Raw genomic sequence first — 20,253 nt, 5'->3', positions numbered from 1 at the left:
CGGTGAGGGTCCTCTCACCTTAACGATTTCCGCCTCGGCGTGCATGATGCGCGTCAACGCTCGCCGACCAGCGGCGTGAGAAAGCGCCCGCGTCGCTCGTGCTCCTCTAGTGGCTGGGCCAGCAGGTGGACCAGCTTGGCGAAGGTGGCCTCGGGGGTCATGTCCTCGGCGCTGAGCACGCCGGCATCGCTCAGTCCCTGGCCCGCGGCGTAGTCGCCGAAGGCCACCGCGCCACGGGGGCACTGGCTGAGGGCGGCCAGCAGCTTACCCTCGCCGCTCGCCCGGGCCAGCGCCCCGATCAGCGCCGGGTCGTCCGGCAGGTTGCCGCCGCCCCACACCTCCAGCACCGCGCCCCTGACGCGCTCGTCGCCGAGCCAGGCCTCGACCTGCCAGGCTTCAATGCCGGGCCACAGGGCCAGGCGGACCACGCCGCCGGCCGCCAGCGGCGCATAGTCCGGCAGCTCGAAGCGCGGTGCGCCGCGCTGGTGATCGGCCAGGCCGCGGCCGGGGTAGAGCACCACCTCATCGTCGACCCGTTCGCCGAGCGGCGCGAGGTTAGGGCTTTCGAAGGCGGCGGCGTCCTGGGTCTGCCACTTGCGGGTGCGACAGCCGCGCAGCAGCTGGCCGGCGAAGCAGAGCGCCACCTCCTTGAGGCGCGGCGTCATGGCGAAGCGTAGGGCATCTGCGACGTTGGCGGTGGCGTCGCTGCCCTCGGCCTCCAGGGGGCGCATGGCGCCGGTGAGGATCACCGGGCGATCGATGCCCTGCAGCTGGAAGGCGAGGCTCGAGGCCGTCCAGGCCAGGGTGTCGGTGCCGTGGAGGATGACGATGCCGGCATGGCGGCGGTAGTGGCGGGCCACCAGCGCGGCCAGCGCCTGCCAGTCCCTCGGCGTGGCACTGCTGGAGTCGATGGGACGCTCGGTCTCGAGCACCTCGAAGGCGGGCAGGCTGGCTTGACGGGCCGGGGGCAGGGTGGCCAGCGCCCGGTGCAGGCGGGCCTCGATGTCATGACCCGGCGTGAGCCCTTGAGGGCCTTGCACCATGCCCAGGGTGCCACCGGTGTAGATCACCAGTATGGGGGCGTCGAGATCGGGTCCGGCGGTCATGGGGGCTCCTGGCGGGTCGAGCGGTCGGGTCCCCATGATACGGCCGGTGCGGCGCCAGGCAAGTCGTCGGCGTCAATTGCCCTGGGTGACCGCCGCGCCGTCGGTGAGGGCGTCGCCAGGGTGGGTCACGATGCGCTCCCCGGCCTCTAGGCCCTCGAGGACCTGGCTGGCGAGCCCGCTCTGGCGGCCGATCTTCAGGTGGCGAAGCCGGGCGCGGCCGTCCTCGACTGCGAAGGCCGCCCAGCGGCCATCGTCGCGAAAGAGGGCGCTGGTAGGTACCTGCAACACGTCATCGGCCTGCCAGATCAGGAACTCCACCTCGACCCGGAAGCCAGTGCCGAGCCCCTGGGCGGCGGCGTCGGTCCCCTCGGCGAAGTCGATGACCACCGGGACCCGCTGCTCATCGACCCCCAGCGCCGAGACGCGGGTGAAGCCGGCCGGCTCGATGCGCCGGACGCTGCCGGACAGCGGCGCCCCGCCCCAGCCGGTGATGCGCACGTCCATGCCCGACTTCAGGCGGACCGCGTCCATGGAGAGCAGGTCGACGAGGATCTCCATGTCCGCCAGTCGGCCGATCTCGACGATCGGCTGGCCGGCCTCCACCGCGCCCTCGCAGCAGCGGAACCGCTCGAGCACCACACCGGTCACCGGGGCGGCCACCTCGAGCATCGGCTGCTCGGTGCCGCTGCGCTGGCCGCTGGTCACCGCGAGCACCGCCCGGGCACTCTCCACCTCGAAACTCGCCGCCTCCACGCTCGAGGCGGCGGCCCGCTCCAGCGCGCGCTGGCGATCGCGCAGGCTCTCGCGATGCTCGAGATCGGCGGTTGAGACCAGGTTGCGCTGATGCAGCCGTTGATAGCGCCGGTACTCGGCCTCGGCGAAGCGCCGCTCGGCCCGGGCCGTCTCCAGGTTGGCCTCGGCGGCGTGGAAGCGGGCCCGTGCGGCCTGCAGGGCGTCCTCGGCCTGCTCGCGACTGCGCGCATCCAGGGCGGGCGCCGGGCTCGGCTCGAGGCGGAACAGCACCTGGCCCTGTTCGACGGCGTCGCCCACCTCAAGCATCACCCGCCGCAGGTAGCCGGTGATCGGGGCCGTGACGTGCCAGGTGTCGCGAAGGCGGGTGCGTCCCTCCTCGTTGACCGAGTCGACGAAGGGGGCGCTTTGAACCGTGACCGTGTTCACGCGGACCGGCATCGGGCGCAGTGCCCAGATCAGCAGGCCCAGCGCGATCAGGGCGGCCAGGGCCCAGAGCAGGCGGCGAGGGGTGAGCAGCTGACGGGACATAGCGGACTCCATGTCGGTCGGCGACGGTCGGTCGAGGACGCAGCGGCGGGCCTTACTCCGGCGCCTTGAGGACGGCGACCTTGTCCAGGTGCCACAGTCGGCGCAGCATCAGCAGCCCCACCAGCGCCGAGGCCGCCACCACGCCGGCCACCGAGAGGCCGAAGAGGCGCGGCGTGAAGATCAGCGGGATACGAAACAGCTCGCTGCTGAAGGCCTCGCTGAGCAGGGCGCAGAAGCCTGCGCCGACGGCCCAGCCCGGGAGGATGGCCAGCACCCCGAGCAGGGCGATCTCCCCCAGCAGTATCCGTGATACCTCGGCTCGGGTGTAGCCCAGCACGAGCAGGGTGGCCAGTTCCCGGGAGCGCTCGGCGAAGCTGATCCGGGCGTTGTTGTAGATCACCCCGAAGCCGATCGAGCCGGCCAGGACCACGAACACGATCGCGAACACCTGAAGCGTCTCGTCCAGGTAGCGGCGCACGTCGCGCTCGGCCTCGTCCATCAGGCCGATGCCCGCCACCACCGGCAGGTCATGGAGCGCATCGATCAGGGCATCGCGCCGGTTATCATCGACCAGCAGCCAGGCCCCGCCGATGGCGGGGCCCTCCCGCATCAGGCGGTTGAGACGCTCCCGGCGCAGGTAGGCACCGACCCCGACCGGTTCGTCCACCAGGGTGGCCACGGGCAGCGACAGACGACGGCGGTGCCCCTCCATGATCGCCACCTCCAGGCGGTCGCCGGCTGCGACCCCCAGCCACTCGCCCAGGTAGCGGGTCAGTACCAGGCCCTCGGGGGGCAGGGGTTGTGCGTTGCCTGCCGCGTCCACGATCGGGCGCAGGCGTGGCGTGGCCTCGAGCCCCGTCAGGCTGGTCCGGTAGCGGCGATGGCCATGGATCAGGGTGGCGGGGACCCGGCGCCAGGTCTCCACGGCCAGCACGCCGGGCAGGTGACGAAGCTCGCCCAGGGCCCTGACCGGGGTGGGGTCGTTGAAGGTCAGCTCGATGTCCATGCGCAGGATGTCCCGGTACTGGCGGTCCAGCATCTGGTCCAGCGCGGCGATCTGCCAGGCGCCCATCATCAAGAGGCCCGCCGAGAGGGCGATGCCGATCACCGACAGTGCCATCTTGGCCGGTTGCCGGGCCAGCTGGCGCAGGATGATCCGTCCTTCACCGCCCAGGGCATGGCGAAGCGCGGAGCGCTCGAGCCAGCTGCGCCGGAAGCGCTGCGGCGCCGGCGGTCGCATCGCCTCGGCGGGCGGTGCGCTGACCGACTGCCAGACGGCCCGCCAGGTGCCCGCCAGCGCCGACAGGCCGGCCAACAGCAGCGACAGCGCAAGCGCCCAGGGCGGAACCGGGAAACGCATCTCGGGGAAGCGGAAATAGTCGGCATAGAGGCCGGCCATCCAGCGGGCGGTCCAGGCGCCGAGCCCCACGCCCAGTGCCCAGCCCAGCAGCACGATCAGCAGGGCGAGTCCGGCGTAGTGGCGTGCCAGCTCGGCGTCGCGGTAGCCGAAGGCCTTGAGGATGGCGATCTGTTCGCGCTGGGTCTGGATGATGCGGGTCATCACGACATTCAGCAGGAAGGCCGAGACCAGCAGGAAGATGGTGGGCAGGATCCTGGCCTGGGCGCGCTGCTGATCCAGCTCCTCCTCGAGGAAGCGATGGGACGGCTGGTCGTGGCGGGTGCGGGCACCGGTGCCGCCGTAGCGGGCGAGGGCCAGGTCCAGGGCGTCGATGATGGTTTCCCGATCTGCCCCTGACTGGAGGGTCAGCGAGAGCTGGTTGAAGGCGCCCTCCATGCCGTAGGCGTCGGCCAGCGCCTCCTGGTTCATCCAGAGGATGGCATAGCGCCGGTAGTCGGGAACCAGGTCCGTGGGGCCGGCCTGGTAGAGGAACTCGGGGCTCAGGGCGATGCCGCTGAGATCCAGGAGGGTACGGCGTCCATTGATGATCGCCTCGAGGCTATCCCCGGGGGTGAGTCCGTGGGCCTCGGCGAAGGCGTCGCTCACCACTACCTGCCCCTCGCGGCCTGCGGTGGGCAGCTGGCCTGCTACCAGGTGAAGTCGGTTGAGCGTCGGCTGACGGCCGTCGGGAATCGAGACCAGCTGGCCGCGCACCGGGTCCTCGAAGTCGGGGACCCTGAGCCTCACTGGCGCGGTTACGCGCGCCTCGATGAGGTTGACCCCGGGCACTCGCTGCAGGCGCTCGACGAGCCCGAGCGGTGCGCGCGTGACGTCGGCGAACACCTCGGCGAAGTGATGGCTGGCATAGAAGCGTTCCTGGGCACGGGTCAGGGCGTCGAGCATCGTCACCGCGAGGATCAGCGTCATCACCCCACCCGCGACCACCACGGCGATGGCCAGCGCCTGGCCCTTCAGCCGACCGAGGTCGCGCAGCAGCTTGCGATGCAGGGCTTTCACTGGCTCACCACCGAAGCTCTTTGGCTCGGCGACGCCGCGTCGGCACCGTGATGCCCTCCACACGGCCGTCGCGCAGGTGCACCACCCGGTCGGCCATGTCGCCGATCACCGCGTTGTGGGTGATGATCGCCATGGTGGTCTCGGACTCGCGGTTGAGGGTCTCGATCACCTCGAGCACGCGAATGCCGGTGTGCGAGTCCAGCGCGCCGGTCGGCTCATCGCAGAGCAGCAGCGAGGGTCGCTTGGCGATGGCCCGGGCGATCGCCACTCGCTGCTGTTCGCCGCCGGAGAGCTGGGAGGGGAAGTGGTCGAGCCGATCCTCGAGTCCGACCCGGTACAGGGCCGCTTCGGGCGTCAGCGGGTCGCGGCTGATGTCGGTGACCATCGCCACGTTTTCGCGGGCGGTGAGGCTGGCGATCAGGTTGTAGAACTGGAAGACGAAGCCCACGTGATGGCGCCGGTAGGCCGTCAGCTGGCGCTGGGAGGCGTGGGTCAGGTCGTCGGCGCCGACGTGCACGGTGCCGGACGAGGCTCGGTCCAGGCCGCCGAGGATGTTGAGCAGGGTCGACTTGCCGGAGCCCGAAGCCCCGAGCATCACGATGAGTTCGCCGCGATGCAGGTCGAGGTCGACGCCGCGTAGCGCCTGGATGGTGACCTCGCCCATGTGGTAGTGCCGGGTCAGCCCTCGGGTCGTCAGGACCACGTCCCTGTCGTTGTCCATCCGCCGCGCTCCTCCCGTCTCTCGACTGGAGTCTAGCGGGTGAGCAGCCGTCCCGCGTCGTCGACCTCCAGGCGGCGGTTGCGCCCGGCGAACAGCGCGAAGCCCATGCTGACGGCGACGATGCCCAGCAGCACGCGGGTCAGAACGGTCAGCCCCACGTCAAACTGCAGCATCACGCCGATCGCCAGCGGGCCCAGTGCGGCCAGGGTATAGCCGCCCCCCTGTACCAGCCCCGACAGCTTGCCGGCCAGCCGCGAGTCAGCGGTGCGCAGCACGATCAGGGTCAGGGCGAGGCTGAAGCCGCCGCCCTGGCCGAGGCCCAGCAGCACGGCGCCGGGCCAGCGCCACATGGCCGGCGCCTGCAGCAGTAGCCAGAAGCCGCCGGCGACCATGGTCAGCACGATCAGCAGGGCGGGGCGCTGATCGCGGCCCAGGCGAGCTAGCCAGGGCGCCGACAGCGCCGCGACCAGTTGCACCATCACCGAGGCGCCCATCATCCAGCCGGCCTCGGCCTCGCTGTAACCACGCGCCATCAGCAGGGTGGGCAGCCAGCCGAAGACGATGTAGGCGAGCGACGACTGGCTGCCCATGAAGAGCATTACCTGCCAGGCCAGCGGCTGGCTCAGCAGCTCGCGAAGGGAGCCGCCGGTGTCGGGCGCGGCCTTGGCGGCGTCGTGGCGGGGCATCAGCAGTCGCCAGGCGACTAGGGCGGCCAGCGCCAGCAGGGTCCAGCTGGCGAGCCCCGTGGACCAGTTCCCCAGCCGATCGGCGAGCGGCACGCTGAGCCCCGCCCCCAGGGCGCCACCCAGGCACAGGGCCATGGTATAGACGCCGGTCATCAGGTCGGCCCCGGCCGGCAGCTCGCGCTTGACCAGCGCCGGCAGCAGGGTGCCGGCCACGCCGATGGCGGCGCCCACCATCAAGGTGCCGCCAAACAGCGCGACGATAGCCGGCACGCCGCGCAGCGCAAGGCCGCCGGCCAGCAGCAGCAGGGCGGCGGCCAGGGTGTTCTCCGGGCCGAGGCGCTTGGCGAGCCAGGGCGCCAGCGGGGCGAAGATCCCCAGGCAGAGCACCGGCAGGGTGGTCAGGGCGCCGATCGACAGCGCCGATAGCCCGGTATCCTGCTGGATGCGCGCCAGCAGCGGGGCCAGGGTGGAGAGGGCCGGGCGCAGGTTGAGCCCGACCAGCACCATCAAGCCGATGAACAGCGCCAGGCGGCGAGAGTCGAGGGCTCGAACCTCGGGGCGCGCGGCGTCGGTATCAAGTGGCCTAATGGTGCCTCCCGCGTCGCTTCAGCGACCGGGTAGCGTAGCGCGAGTCGAACGGTTCGGGCGCCTCGAGCTCGTCCTCGGCCCGGAAGGTGACCTCGCCGGGAAGCGTCGGCGTATCGGGATCGATGCGCGAGCGGATGCCCGAGACATCCTCGCTGCTGACCAGGCCCGAGCCGCCGACATGGCTCGCCGGCTCGGCGATCAGGGAGCCTTCGAAGCTCCAGCAGCGCTGGGGCACCTGGCTGACGCGCCACAGGCGTTCTCGCCAGCGGGCCTGTCCATCGTCGGTGAGCGTCAGCTCGTCCAGCGGTATCAGCGCCGCGAACAGCCGGGCATTGAAGACCAGGCCGCCCCCCGCCATGCGCACGGCACCCCGATACTCGCCGCGCGCCAGCTCGGCGAGTACCTGCTTGCGTTTGGCTTTGGGATCCAGTTCGGCCTGGCCACACAGGTGCAGCAGGTCTCGATCGATCTGCTTGATGACCCAGACCTTGACGGGAGGACGGTGGAACAGTCGTTTCAGCTTGAGCATGTCGGGCTACACCATATGGCGGCGCAGATCGCCTCGCACGGTGTCGAGCAGGGTGATGAAACGCGTGTCGCGGCCGCCATCGGTGCGGTCGACGCGCACCACGCTGCTCATGCCGCGATCGATATTCAGCTGATCGAAGATCTCCAGGGTCAGCTTCTCGGCCGGCTGGCTGCCGGGCTCGAGGCGGCCCGACCCAAGGGTGAAGGTGGTCAGCAGGGTGGCGCGCACCCGGGTGGATCCGCCTTCGGCCAGCACGCGGCGCACGAACAGCCAGCCCTCGCAGGCCAGTGCCGTATCGCCGTGATCGCGCAGGAAGAGGGTGCGATAGCTGGCGCCTTCGCTGGCGCCCTTCTCGGCCATGCTGCGATAGGCTTCGGTCATGCGCGTGGCGGAGACCTTCGACGTCTCGAGTCGCTGGCTCGCCGCCTGGTGCTCACGGTCGAGCCGGGCCTGATGCTGGAAGCTCAGCCAGCGCCGGTAGTCGCTGATCAGGGTCGTGTCATCCATGGAGGCATCCTGACGTAGAGGGTGGACGGGGGCAGTCGATGACGCGACGCCCGGCGGACTACATTCCCATATCTTGATGTAGCCCGCCAGGCAGCCCGTCAGGCCTGGCGCGAGCCGCCACGGCCGCCGCGCTGGCGTCTGGGAGCACGGGCCTCGTCGCCGCCTCTGCGCTGGCCGGAGGCCTGGCCCTGGCGACGCTGGCCCTGGCCGTTGCGGCCGCCACCGCCGCCGCGCTTGCCGCGGCCGTTCTCGATCGGCTCGGGCTTGGCGTCGGGGTCGGGCTCGAAGCCGGGCTCGATGCGCTTCTCGAGGTCGCGCTTGATCAGTCGCTCGATGCCCTTGAGCAGGCCGTGCTCGTCGACGCAGACCAGCGACACCGCCTTGCCTTCGCTGCCGGCCCGGCCGGTACGGCCGATGCGGTGCACGTAGTCTTCGGCCACGTTGGGCAGCTCGAAGTTGACCACGTGGGGCAGCTCCTCGATGTCCAGGCCGCGGGCGGCGATGTCGGTGGCGACCAGTACCTGCAGGTCGCCGGTCTTGAAGGCGGCCAGCGCCTTGGTGCGCGCCGACTGGCTCTTGTTGCCGTGGATCGCCATGGACGGGATGTCCTGCTTGGACAGCTGTTCGGCCAGGCGGTTGGCGCCATGCTTGGTGCGGGTGAACACCAGCACCTGCTGCCAGTCATGACGGGTGATCAGGTGCGCCAGCAGGTCGCGCTTCTTCTCGCGATCGACGCGGTAGATTGCCTGGTCGACGAGTTCGGCGGTGGTGTTGCGACGCGCCACCTCGATCATCGCCGGATCGTCGAGCAGCTTGTTGGCGAGCGCCTGAATCTCGTTGGAGAAGGTGGCCGAGAACAGCAGGTTCTGGCGCTTCTCGGGCAGCACGCGCAGGATCTTCTTGATGTCGTGGATGAAGCCCATGTCGAGCATGCGGTCGGCTTCGTCGAGCACCAGGATCTCGACCTTGGAGAGGTCGACGTGCTTTTGCTGCTGCAGGTCGAGCAGGCGGCCGGGGGTGGCCACGAGAACGTCGAGACCCTTGCGGATGGCGTCGACCTGAGGCTGCTGGCCGACCCCGCCGAAGATCACGTGGGACTTGAGCGTCAGGTGACGGCCGTAGTCGGCCACGCTCTCGCCCACCTGGGCGGCGAGCTCGCGGGTCGGCGTCAGCACCAGGGCGCGGATCTGGCGCGCCGCCGGGCGCGGGCCGTCGGCGAGGCGCTGTAGCATCGGCAGGGTGAAGCCGGCGGTCTTGCCGGTGCCGGTCTGGGCGCTGGCCAGCAGGTCACCGCCCTTGAGGACGGCGGGAATCGCCTGATGCTGGATCGGGGTCGGGGTGGTATAGCCCTGTGCCTCGACGGCACGGAGCAGTTCGGCACGCAGGCCGAGGTCGGAAAAGGTCATGCGGTCTCCGCAGAGACGCCTTGGTCGCGCCGCGTCGTGTCGACGTGGTCAGTCCCTGGCCAAGGCGTGGAAAAGGAATCTGGCGCGGCAGGAGGGACCATCGATCGCCGCGTGGCGCGCAGTATGCCATAGCGCGTGAGTTAACGCAGCCGTTTGATTTCTCCGGCGATCTCGTCGACCACCCTGTTCCAGCCGCGGCCCAGCGCGCGCACCAGGGCGGGATAGCCGTCCCGCGCCAGGGGTACCTCCACCGCAAAGGGGGAGAGCGCCAGCAGCTCGCCCTCGGCGTCGTTGAGCTGCCACTGGCCCGCCACCACCGCCTGGCCATCGAAGCGGCCGTGGAAGCGGTCCACCGTCAGGCGCAGGGTGGCGGCTTGCTCCCTAGGCTCGCCGGCGGCCTCACCCATGATCCGGGTATCCGGCAGGCGTATGGCCAGACGCCCCTTCAGGCGGCGCTCGAGCTGCAGGCCGAGGGGCTCGGCCCACAGGTGTCCGCTCGCCTCGTTGAGGGTGATGTCGTCGAGCTTGAGCACCAGGCCGTCGACGGCGAGGAAGCGCGCCAGGGTCGGCGGGGCCACGCGCAGCCGGTGGGCGGCCTCGGCCCCGGCCACGCCAGTGGGGGCCGCCATGGCGTCATCGGGGAGGGTGTAGCGGTTGGACGGCGGGGCATCGGTGGCGCAGCCGGCCAGCCACAGCGCGGCCAGGGCGGCCGCAAGGGCTTTGATGGCGCTCATGGCGAGCTTCCTTGCTGGGGGGAGGTCGGCGCCCGGGGGATCGGGTCCTCGGTGTCCAGGCGATCGAAGAGCAGGGCGCTGGGATTGTCGCGCAGGGTACGGGCGGTGGGCTGCAGGTCGCGCAGCAGCCGCTCGAGCTGCGCGAGGGTCGTGCTGACGTCGCGGTACGCGCGGGACTCGGGCGACACGCCCTCGAGGGTGGTGCGCAGCGCCTCGAGGGTGGCATTGAGGTTGCCGGGCAGCTCGCGCATGCCGGGGTCCTCGACCAGGCCGCGGACGCTTTCGGTGAGCGCATTGACCTGCTCAAGGGTGGCCTCTGAGGCATCGAGGTTGCGATCTAGCCCGGCCAGCAGCGGCTCGAGCTCCAGGCCATTGAGCTTGTCGAGCAGGGCCGTCACCTGCGCCTCGATCTGGGCGAAGCCGCTGGAGGTCGTGGGGAAGACGGTGCGCTCGGCGAAGGTCTCGGCGACGTAGTCGATCTCGGCGTAACCCGCTTCGTCGCGCTGGAAGTTGAGGTCGACGAACAGCGCCCCGGTCAGCAGGCTGCCGCTCTTCAGCGAGGCCGTGAGGCCTAGCCCGAAGAGCCGTTCGAAGCGCTCCCGCCACTGCTCGAGCTCGAGGGACTCGGCATCGACGCCCAGGCGCTGGGGTTCGATGCGAATCAGCACCGGGATGGCGAAATTGTCGCGGGAATCGGGCTGGGGCGCGCTGAACTGCCAGGGCACCGTAGCCACGGTGCCGACGCGCACGCCGCGAAACTCCACCGGCGCCCCCCGGGAGAGGCCGCGCACGGTGTCTTCGATCAGCAGCACGTACTCCAGGTAGCGACTGAAGGTGCCCTGTCGGGCGCTCTCCTCGTCGGGGTGGAGGGTGAAGGTGGTGTCCGCCTCCACCGGCCTGCCCTGGGGGAGATCCTCGGGCACGCCGAAGGTGACGCCGCCGCCGAGCAGCGCCTCCAGGGAGTCGATGTTGACCCGGACGCCCTCGGAGTCGAGACGCAGGTCGACGCCGCTGGCGGCCCAGAAACGGGTGCCGTCGGTGACCAGGTCGTGGTAGGGGCTCTCGATGAAGAGGCGATGGTGCATGCGTCGGGTGGTGCCATCGAAGTTGGCCTCCTCGACGCGGCCGACGGTGAGGCCCTGGAAAGTGACCGGGTCGCCGACGCTAGGCGCGTTGCCGAGCTGGCTGATCAGGTTGATGCGCAAGCCTTTGGCGCCGGCCGGTGAGACCGGCGGCTGGTCGCTGACCTCGAACTCCCGAGCGTCGATCTCGCTCTGGCCCGGCTCGAGCTGAATGTAGGCGCCGGACAGCACCGTGCCCAGGCCGCTTATCCCCTCGCGGCCGATGCGCGGCTTGACCACCCAGAAGCGGCTGTCCTCGACCAGCATGTCGTCGCTGTCCGGGCTCATGCGGGCGGTGATCACCGCGCGGCTCAGGTCCTCCGAGAGGTGCACCCGCTCGACGCGCCCGACCTCGACGTTGCGCGTCTTGATCAGGGTGTTGCCCGCCTCGATGCCCTCGGCGCTGTCGGTGATCAGGGTGATTTCCGGCCCGCGGCTGCGGTAGTTGTCGAAGACCAGCCAGGCGCCGATCAGGATCGCCACGATGGGCACGATCCAGATCGGCGACAGCCGCGCCTGGGGCGTGGCGCGGGCGCGGTGCCCGTCTCGCTCGGACGGGGCGGGGGTGTCGGTCATGGCGAGTATCCTTGGGCGGGTCGGGCGTCACGCGGCAGCGGCGCGTCCCAGAGCATTCGGGGGTCGAAGGTCATGGCGGCGAGCATGGTGATGACCACTACGCTGGCGAAGGCCAGGGCGGCGGGGCCAGGGGAGATCGACAGCAACGCACCGGCGCGGATCAGCGCCACCAGGATCGCCACCACGAAGACATCGACCATCGACCAGCGGCCGATGAACTCGGTGAGGCGGTAGAGCCGCGTGCGGGTCGCCGCGTTGAGTTCGTTGCTGCGTTTGGCCACCAGGCACAGCCAGGCCAGGGCCACCAGCTTCCCCACCGGCACGATCACGCTGGCGACGAAGATCACCACGGCCACCGGCCAGGAGCCCATCTGCATCAGCTGCACCACGCCGCCGATGATGGTGGAGGGGGTGTCATGGCCGAGGCTCGTGGTGGTCATGATCGGGTAGAGGTTAGCCGGCAGGTACATCACGGTGGCGGCCGCCAGCAGCGCCCAGGTGCGCTGCTGGCTATCGGGCTTGCGGGCATGCAGGCGCTCGCCGCAGCGACGACAGCGGCCGTGGCCCTCGCCGTCCAGGCGGTTGACCAGGCCACAGGTGGTGCAGCCGGCCAGCCCCTGGGGGGCGGCGGTCTCGCCGGTGCGCGCGCCCTCCGGGGCCAGGGGCTCGCCGACCAGGGAGAACCACATCCAGTCGGCGTCCAGCGACTGGGTGGTCAGCAGCAGCAGCAGGGCGAAGGCACAGAAGGCCCAGAAGGAGATGCCGAGCCCCACCTCGGCCATGCCGGCGATCTTGATGAGGCTGACCAGGGCCCCGACGATGAAGACATCGGCCATCATCCAGGGGTGAAGATGCGAGAGCGAGCGGGCGATGCTGCGGCTGGCCGGTAGCGGATCGCCGCGTAGCAGCCCGGCCTGCAGCCACACCACGCCCACCAGGTAGACGGCGGGCAGCACGCCGATGGTCAGCACCACCGCGATCGCCACCAGCGGCTGGTGAAAGCCGATCAGGGTGGTGGCGGTCTGCGTCAGCTCGATGCGATTGCCGATGCCGCTGACGGTGAAGCTGATGAAGGGGAAGGAGACGGCCAGCGCCAGCGCGACCAGCGAGGCAAGCGCCAGCGCCATGCTGCGCTGGGCCGGGCGGTGGTGGCGGGTAGCCAGCACGTGGCCGCAGCGCGGACATTCGGCCTTCTCACCGCCGTGCAGCGGCGGCAGCGCCGTCAGCCAGTCGCACTCGTGGCAGGCGCGCAGCCGACGCAGTGAGGTGCGCGTCTCCGGCGGCGAGCGATCCACCAGCGGGGTCCCCCGGGGCAGGCTGGGGGCGCGTAGGGCAGGCCTGGGCACGGCGATGAGGGTCTCCTGGCGATGAAGTCGACACGCGGAAAGTGTGTCACGTTGACGCGGGGGGCACCATAGTCAAACATGCACGCCTGAATGTTCAGGAGGAGATGACATGATCGTGCCCGCGATGGCGGTGTTGGCAGGCCTGGTCCTGCTGGTGTGGAGCGCCGAGCGCTTCGTCGACGGGGCCGCGGCGACATCGGCGCGACTGGGGCTATCGCCGCTGCTGATCGGCATGCTGGTGATCGGCTTCGGCACCTCGGCCCCGGAGCTCGTGGTCTCCGCCCTGGCGGCCAGCCAGGGCAACCCCGGCCTGGCGCTGGGCAACGCCTATGGCTCCAACATCGCCAATATCGGCCTGATCCTGGGCCTGGTGGCGCTCATCTCGCCGCTGGCGGTGCACTCCGGCGTGGTGCGTCGCGAGCTGCCGGTGCTCGGCGCCGTCACCCTGGGCTCCGCCGCGCTGCTGTGGGGCGGCATGATCGAGCGTCTGGAGGGCGCGCTGCTGCTGGTGCTGCTGGCGGCCTTCATCGGCTACAGCATCTATCTCGGCCTGCGCCAGAGCGGTGATGTGCTGGGGCCCGAGACCGAGGAGAGCCTGGCGGAGCACCCCATGTCGCTCAAGGCCGGCCTGGTCTGGACCGGGGTGGGCCTGGTGCTGCTGGTGGCAAGCTCGCGGGTGCTGGTGTGGGGGGCGGTGGCCATCGCCCAGGGGTTCGGCGTCAGTGACCTGGTGATCGGCCTGACGGTGGTCGCCGTGGGCACCTCGCTGCCGGAGCTCGCCTCCTCGATCAGCGCGCTGCGCCGGGGCGAGCACGACCTGGTGCTCGGCAACGTGGTGGGCTCGAACCTCTTCAACACCCTCGGGGTGGTGGGCCTGGCCGCGGTGATCGCGCCCATCGAGGCCGGCCGCGAGGTGCTGCTGCGCGACTGGAGCCTGATGATGGTCATGACCGTGATGCTGGCGATCTTCGCCATGGGCTGGCGCAGCCGGGCAGGGCGCATCAACCGCGTCGAGGGCGCCGTGCTGCTGGCGATGTTCATCGGCTACACCGCGTACATGATCAGCCTGGTGGCCCGAGGCGGCACATCCTGAGGATCGGGCTGCGACAACGCGACACGCCATGATGTCGCGAACTGTCTCCCCCCGGGACGAGTCCGAGGAGTATGATGGCTTGACGATTATGAGAATAAGGTCATTCGATTTCGATCTCACCACCCCTGAGGCCGAGCATCTACGTTGAGTGACCGTTCTCCGATCGATCAGAATGCGGCAGGGTGTCAAAGCCCCACGCACAAGAGCACGTCCAGTGCCCGACGCATCCCGTACCCACGACCCGCAGGAACGAGGAGTGCCTCATGGAACTGGATCCCCTGCTGCTATCGAGGCTGCAATTTGCCTTCGTGGTGGCCTTTCACGCCATCTTCCCGGTGTTCACCATCGGTTTGGCGTCCTACATCGCCCTGCTGAACGGGCTCTTCTTCAAGACGGAAAATCCTGCCTGGGACCGCCTCGCGCTGTTCTGGACCAAGGTCTTCGCCGTGGTCTTCGGCATGGGTGTGGTCTCGGGTATCGTCATGTCCTTCCAGTTCGGCACCAACTGGAGCAACTTTTCCTTTGCGGCGTCGAACTTCCTGGGACCGGTGCTGAGCTACGAGGTGGTCACGGCCTTCTTCCTGGAGGCGGCCTTCCTTGGCGTGCTGCTGTTCGGACGCGGCAAGGTGCCGCAAGGCGTGCACCTCTTCGCCGCCATCATGGTTGCCATCGGCACGTTCATTTCTTCGTTCTGGATTCTCTCGGCCAACAGCTGGATGCAGACCCCGGCTGGCGTAGAGCTGATCGACGGGCGCTTCCACGTCACTGACTGGAGCGCGGCGATCTTCAACCCCTCCTTCCCGTATCGCTTCACTCACATGGTGCTGGCTTCGTTCCTGACCGGCGGCTTCGTGGTCGCGGGGGTCAGCGCCTGGTACCTGCTGATCGGGCGCGACCGGGAGGCCAACCGCAAGGCGCTCTCCATGTGCCTGTGGCTGCTACTGGTGCTGGCGCCGACTCAGGCGGTGGTGGGGGACTTCCACGGCCTCAACACCCTGGAGCACCAACCGACCAAGGTGGCCGCCATGGAGGGCAATTGGGAGCGCAGCTCGAACACGCCGCTGTTGCTGTTTGCCCTGCCGGACCAGGAAGCTCAGGAGAACCGCTTCGAGATCGGCATTCCGAGCCTTGCGAGCATCATCCTGACCCACCACGCCGAGGGCGAGGTGCCGGGCATCAGCGAGGTGCCTCCCGAGGAGCAGCCGCCGGTCTGGATCGTCTTCTGGTCGTTCCGCATCATGGTGGCTCTCGGCTTTGCCATGATCGGCGCGGCGCTGGTCGGCCTGTGGCTGCGCCGTGGCGGCCGGGTCTATGAGCATCGCGGCTTCCTGCAGCTGATGCGCGTGATGACCGTTACACCCTTCATCGCGGTGCTGGCCGGCTGGGTGGTCACCGAAACCGGCCGCGCGCCCTGGGTGGTTTACGGCCTGATGAGCCACGCCGAGGCGCTGACGCCCTCGCTGACCGGGGGCATGGCCCTGTTCACGTTGATCGGCTACATGGCCGTCTACGCGGTGGTGTTCTTCTGCGGGGTCTACTATCTCACCCGCGTGGTGCGCCAGGGCATGCTGCCCGAAACCGCCCACGGCGACGAGGTGCACCGGCCCAAGCGCCCGCTCTCTGCCGCCGACGTGCCTTTCGAGGACGCCTCCAGCCAACCGGGAAGGAACTGAACCATGGCCATGTTCGATCTGAGCATTATCTGGGCCGTGATCATCGGCTTCGGCGTGATCATGTACGTGCTGATGGACGGCTTCGATCTGGGCGTGGGGATCCTCTTTCCCTTCGCCCCGAACGAGGAGTCACGGGACGTGATGATGAATACGGTCGCCCCGGTGTGGGACGGTAACGAGACCTGGCTGGTGCTGGGCGGGGCGGGGCTTCTGGGCGCCTTCCCACTGGTCTACTCGGTGTTTCTGCCGGCGCTCTACCTCGGCGTCTTCCTGATGCTCGCCGGGCTGATCTTCCGCGGCATCGCCTTCGAATTTCGCTTCAAGTCTCACCGCAACCGCCACTGGTGGAACCGCGCCTTCTGCTGGGGATCCGCCGTGGCGGCCTTCGCCCAGGGTGTGGTGGTGGGGGCCTACATCCAGGGCTTCCCCGTCGAGGACTTCGTCTACGTCGGCGGCCCGTTCGACTGGCTGACGCCGTTCAGCGTGCTCACGGGCCTCGGGCTGATGGCCGGCTATGCGCTGCTCGGCGCCACCTGGCTGATCCTGAAGACCGAGGGCGCGCTCCAGGAGTGGGCCTACCGTCTCGCTCCGCGCCTGCTGCTGGCGGTACTCGGCGTGTTCTTGATCATCAGCCTCTGGACGCCCTTCGTGGATGTCGGCGTGCGCGATCGCTGGTTCGGCCATCTGCAGCTGATCTGGATCTTCCCGGCGCTGGCGCTGGCCTGTGCGGGCCTGCTGTGGCGTGCCGTTCTCCAGCGCCGCGAGGGCCAGCCCTTCATTGCCACCCTGGGCCTGTTCCTCTTCACCTACCTGGGGCTGGTGGTCAGCAAGTGGCCGGTCATCGTGCCGCCGGACTACACCATCTGGGACGCCGCCTCCGACCCGGGCTCCCAGCTCTTCCTGCTGATCGGCGTGCTCTTCGTGATCCCCATCGTGCTGGCCTACACCGCCTGGTCCTACTGGGTGTTCCGCGGCAAGGTCCGCCCCGGCGAGGGCTATCACTGAGGTGAGGGCCAAAGCCGAAGCGCCCGGGCCCTCGGCCCGGGCGTGGCTGTCGCGACTCGCCGCCGGCGAGCGCCGCTATCAGCGCCTAGCCCTGCTGGCCGGCGGGGCGGTCGGCGTCGCGACCATCGTCCAGATGGCACTGCTCGCCGCCCTGATCAGCGCTCTGCTGGTCGATGAGCGAGCGCTCGATGAGCTCGTTCCCTGGCTGCTGGGCCTGATGGCGGTCCTGCCGCTGCGGGCCCTGGCCCAGTGGGGGCAGGAGGTGGCCGGCCAGGCGGCCAGCCTGCGCATCCGCCGGCGAGCCCGCGCCGAGCTGCTCGATCATCTGGAACGCCTGGGCCCGTTGCGCCTCACCGCTCATCACGGTGCGGGGCTCGCCCAGCGCCTGGTCGACCAGGTCGAGGCCCTGGACGGCTATTTTTCGCGCTATCTGCCCCAGCAGATGCTGGCGGTAGCGGTTCCGCTGATGATCCTCGCGGTGGTGGCCTGGCTCGATTGGCTGGCCGCGCTCTTCCTGCTGATCGCTACACCGCTGATTCCGCTGTTCATGGCCCTGGTGGGCATGGGCGCGGAGCGCCTGAACCAGGAGCAGTTCGTGGCCGTGGCGCGCCTGGCCGGGCACTTCATCGATCGGGTACGCGGCATCACCACGTTGCAGCTGTTCGGGCGCACCGCCCAGGCGACCCGGGAGGTGGAGGCCGTGGCCGATGACTATCGGCGGCGCAGCATGCGCACCCTGCGCCTGGCCTTCCTCTCCTCGGCGGTGTTGGAGTTCTTCTCCTCGGTGGCCATCGCCGTGGTGGCGATCTATGTCGGCTTCGGGCTGCTTGGCTATATCGAGTACGGGCCGGCGGACGAGCTGACGCTCTTCACCGGCCTGCTGGTGCTGCTGCTGGCGCCGGAGTTCTTCCAGCCGCTGAGAAGCCTCGCCCAGCACTATCATGACCGGGCGGCGGCTCTGGGCGCCGCCGCTGGCCTGGTGACGCTGCTCCAGGAGACGCCCGACGCCGGACGCGGCGCCGATGAGGCAGCCGAGCCTGTGCGCCCGATGTCGCCCGACAGCCTGCTCGAACTCGAGGCCGTCACGCTCACCCACGCTGGGCGCGGCCGGGTTCTGGGGCCGCTGGACCTTCGCCTCGCGCGCGGCGAGACGCTGGTGGTGACGGGGCCTTCGGGGGCCGGCAAGTCGAGCCTGCTGCAAGTGATGGCGGGTTTCATCGCCCCGACCAAGGGCGAGCGGCGCCTGGCCGCCGATGCCGGCTTCGCCTGGTTGGATCAGCGCCCGCTGCTGGTCCAGGGGAGCCTCGCCGACAACCTGCGCCTGGCCGCACCCGAGGTAAGCGGGGCGCAGATGCGCTCGGCGCTAGGCCGGGCCGGGCTTGCCGAGCTGCTCGAGCGCCTGCCCGACGGGCTCGATACCTCGCTCGGCGAGCGCGGCGAGGGCCTCTCCGGGGGGCAGGTGCAGCGCCTGGCACTCGCCCGAGTGTTCCTATCTCCGGCGCCGCTGGTGCTGCTCGACGAGCCGACCGCGAGCCTGGACGCCCGGACCGAGGCGCGGGTCATCGAGGCCCTGGGGCGGCTGGCCGCCGAGGGGCGCACCTTGGTCATCGCCACCCACCATCCCGCGCTTCTGGCGCTGGCCGATCGTCGGCTGGCGCTCGAGGCCGCCCCCGTTCGGGAGTCCGTCGATGCCTGACGTGCGAGAGGCCTCACTGATCACGACTCTGCGTCCCTGGTGGCGGCTGCTCGATCGCCGTCGCGGCCGGCTGCTCGTCGGAGCTTGCCTGATGCTGCTCACCGTGGCGGCAGGCATCGGACTGCTGGCGCTCTCGGGGTGGTTCATCACCGCCACGGCGCTGACCGGCCTGGCCCTCGCTGCCGGGCTTTCGGCGTTTCTGGACGTGTACGTGCCCGGCGGCGGGATACGCTTCTTCGCCGTTACCCGCACCGTCTCGCGCTACGTCGAACGGCTCTATAACCACGATACCGTGCTGCGCCTGCTGGCCGATCTGCGTGGTCACCTGTTCGGCGTGATGGCCGGGCTCGACGGGCGAACCCTGTCGCGGCGTCGCGCCAGCGACTGGCTCGATCGCCTCACCGCCGATATCGACACCCTGGACGGCCTCTACCTGCGCCTCGTGGCCCCGGCCGGCGTGGCGCTGCTGGCCATCCTGGCGCTGTCGGGCCTGCTCGCCCTGTGGCTGCCCCGGGCCGGCCTTGTCGCGCTCGCGCTGCTGCTGTCGGCCTGGCTGTGGCTCACCCTGGGCCAGGCCCGGCGCGGCATGGCCGCGAGCCGCGGTCAGGTCGAGGCGCTGGAGGCGCTGCGTGGCCGGATGCTCGAGCACCTGCGGGGGCTCGCCGAGCTCGAGGCCTACGGCAGTCTGGCCACCCACCGCGCGCGGCTAGAGGCGATCGAGCGTCGCCTGCAGGTCGATCAGTGGCGGCTGGCCCGGGTCGCGGCCCTAGGCTCGGCCCTGGCGGGATTCGCCGTCGGCGCCACCTGGCTCGCGGTGCTGGTGCTGGCGGCCCTGGCCTGGCAGGCCGGGGCGCTCTCAGGCCCGGTGATGGTGCTGATGCCGCTGGCGGTGATGGCGCTGAACGAGGCGCTAGCCGCGCTGCCCATGGCCTTCACCCGGCTCGGCGCCACGCGGGCCGCCGCCGAGCGCCTCAACGCCCTGGAGGCCGCCCGCCGCCCGAGCGCCGCCGCCGTCTCGTGCGAGACGAGCGCCGCGGGACAGGCGCCGCACCCTGGGCCTCTCGATGTGACCCTCGATGCGGTCGACCTGCACTATCCGGGCGCCCTGCAGCCGGCGCTCACTGCGCTGGACCTCTCGCTGCCGGCGGGCCAGCGACTGGCGCTTTGCGGTGCCTCGGGCGCCGGCAAGTCCAGCGTGGCACAGCTGCTCACGCGCCAGCTCGCCCCGAGCGCCGGGCGAATCACTCTCGGCGGCGTTCCCGTGGAGGCGATCGACGAGGCGACGCTGCGCCAGCGGGTGGCCTGCCTCACCCAGCAGGTGGAGCTGTTCGACGATAGCCTGGCCGCCAACCTGCGCCTGGGCGACTCCGAGGCGGACGAGGCGCGGCTGTGGCGGGTGCTGTCGATGGTCGAGCTCGCCGGCTGGGCGGACGCGTTGCCCGAGGGGCTCGAGACCCGGGTGGGCGAGGGCGGACGACGGCTCTCCGGCGGTCAGGCTCGACGCGTCGGCCTGGCCCGGCTGCTGCTTCGGGAGCCCGACCTGGTGATCCTCGACGAACCCTTCGCCGGGCTCGATGCGCCCACCGCGGCACGCCTGGCCGCCCGTCTCGACGGGTGGCTTGCCGGTCGCAGCGTCATCTACCTGGTGCACCAGCTCGGCGAGGCCGTCGATCCGCCGGGCATCGATCAGCGCCTGACCCTGCGTGAAGGTGCGCTTTGCACGGATGGTCAGGATGTTTCAGGATAGGACCGATCATTTTCCATGAGGT

General features: G+C 70.1%; 16 protein-coding genes. 5 read left to right on the top strand and 11 right to left on the bottom strand.

Annotated elements, in window-relative coordinates:
* Window positions 1–53 precede the first annotated feature (53 nt).
* The 11 genes from BM388_RS07375 to BM388_RS07325 form a co-directional block, all read right to left on the bottom strand.
* Window positions 54–1,106, bottom strand: coding sequence for an asparaginase (locus BM388_RS07375; RefSeq protein WP_089848684.1), 1,053 nt, complete (start codon window positions 1,104–1,106; stop codon window positions 54–56).
* 72 nt (window positions 1,107–1,178) lie between these two features.
* Window positions 1,179–2,387 (bottom strand): efflux RND transporter periplasmic adaptor subunit, encoded by a 1,209-nt coding sequence (locus BM388_RS07370; protein ID WP_089848681.1) that lies wholly within the window; start codon window positions 2,385–2,387, stop codon window positions 1,179–1,181.
* Between the two features lie 52 nt (window positions 2,388–2,439).
* Window positions 2,440–4,803, bottom strand: a complete 2,364-nt coding sequence (locus tag BM388_RS07365) for an ABC transporter permease (protein ID WP_089848679.1) — start codon at window positions 4,801–4,803, stop codon at window positions 2,440–2,442.
* A 4-nt stretch (window positions 4,804–4,807) separates the two neighbouring features.
* A complete protein-coding gene (locus tag BM388_RS07360) occupies window positions 4,808–5,524 on the bottom strand; it encodes an ABC transporter ATP-binding protein (protein WP_089848677.1) in 717 nt (238 codons plus the stop codon).
* Between the two features lie 32 nt (window positions 5,525–5,556).
* Complete coding sequence (locus tag BM388_RS07355; protein ID WP_089848676.1) at window positions 5,557–6,717, bottom strand: MFS transporter; 1,161 nt, start codon at window positions 6,715–6,717, stop codon at window positions 5,557–5,559.
* A 76-nt stretch (window positions 6,718–6,793) separates the two neighbouring features.
* Window positions 6,794–7,327, bottom strand: a complete 534-nt coding sequence (locus BM388_RS07350; RefSeq protein ID WP_089848674.1) for a hypothetical protein — start codon at window positions 7,325–7,327, stop codon at window positions 6,794–6,796.
* Between the two features lie 6 nt (window positions 7,328–7,333).
* Window positions 7,334–7,834, bottom strand: coding sequence for a hypothetical protein (locus tag BM388_RS07345; protein ID WP_089848672.1), 501 nt, complete (start codon window positions 7,832–7,834; stop codon window positions 7,334–7,336).
* A gap of 98 nt (window positions 7,835–7,932) precedes the next feature.
* The gene (locus BM388_RS07340; RefSeq protein ID WP_089848670.1) at window positions 7,933–9,240 is read right to left on the bottom strand and encodes a DEAD/DEAH box helicase; all 1,308 of its coding nucleotides are present in this window, start codon (window positions 9,238–9,240) and stop codon (window positions 7,933–7,935) included.
* 140 nt (window positions 9,241–9,380) lie between these two features.
* Window positions 9,381–9,974, bottom strand: a complete 594-nt coding sequence (locus tag BM388_RS07335) for a PqiC family protein (RefSeq protein ID WP_089848667.1) — start codon at window positions 9,972–9,974, stop codon at window positions 9,381–9,383.
* On the bottom strand, window positions 9,971–11,671 hold the full coding sequence (pqiB, locus tag BM388_RS07330; RefSeq protein ID WP_089848665.1) for an intermembrane transport protein PqiB: 1,701 nt from the start codon (window positions 11,669–11,671) through the stop codon (window positions 9,971–9,973). The genes BM388_RS07335 and pqiB overlap by 4 nt, the downstream gene beginning before the upstream one ends.
* Window positions 11,668–13,017, bottom strand: a complete 1,350-nt coding sequence (locus tag BM388_RS07325) for a paraquat-inducible protein A (protein ID WP_089848663.1) — start codon at window positions 13,015–13,017, stop codon at window positions 11,668–11,670. Before BM388_RS07325 ends, pqiB begins: the two co-directional genes overlap by 4 nt.
* A 109-nt stretch (window positions 13,018–13,126) precedes the next feature.
* Here BM388_RS07325 and BM388_RS07320 point away from each other — a divergent pair, with 109 nt between their 5' ends.
* From BM388_RS07320 to cydC, 5 genes are all read left to right on the top strand, one after another.
* Window positions 13,127–14,110, top strand: coding sequence for a calcium/sodium antiporter (locus BM388_RS07320; RefSeq protein WP_089848661.1), 984 nt, complete (start codon window positions 13,127–13,129; stop codon window positions 14,108–14,110).
* A gap of 263 nt (window positions 14,111–14,373) precedes the next feature.
* Entirely contained in the window at window positions 14,374–15,783 is a 1,410-nt protein-coding gene (locus BM388_RS07315) for a cytochrome ubiquinol oxidase subunit I (protein WP_089848659.1), read from the top strand.
* A 3-nt stretch (window positions 15,784–15,786) separates the two neighbouring features.
* Complete coding sequence (cydB, locus tag BM388_RS07310) at window positions 15,787–16,788, top strand: cytochrome d ubiquinol oxidase subunit II (protein WP_089848657.1); 1,002 nt, start codon at window positions 15,787–15,789, stop codon at window positions 16,786–16,788.
* Window position 16,789: 1 nt separating this feature from the next.
* Window positions 16,790–18,484: a thiol reductant ABC exporter subunit CydD gene (gene cydD / locus BM388_RS07305; protein WP_089848655.1), complete on the top strand. Its 1,695-nt coding sequence runs from the start codon at window positions 16,790–16,792 to the stop codon at window positions 18,482–18,484.
* The gene (cydC, locus tag BM388_RS07300; protein ID WP_089848653.1) at window positions 18,477–20,231 is read left to right on the top strand and encodes a thiol reductant ABC exporter subunit CydC; all 1,755 of its coding nucleotides are present in this window, start codon (window positions 18,477–18,479) and stop codon (window positions 20,229–20,231) included. Before cydD ends, cydC begins: the two co-directional genes overlap by 8 nt.
* Window positions 20,232–20,253 lie beyond the last annotated feature (22 nt).

It is taken from the genome of Halomonas saccharevitans (genome assembly GCF_900116405.1).
In the GTDB taxonomy this organism is placed as follows: domain Bacteria; phylum Pseudomonadota; class Gammaproteobacteria; order Pseudomonadales; family Halomonadaceae; genus Halomonas; species Halomonas saccharevitans.
Note: the sequence above shows the minus strand (reverse complement) of the source record. Positions and strands in the feature narration are given on the sequence as shown.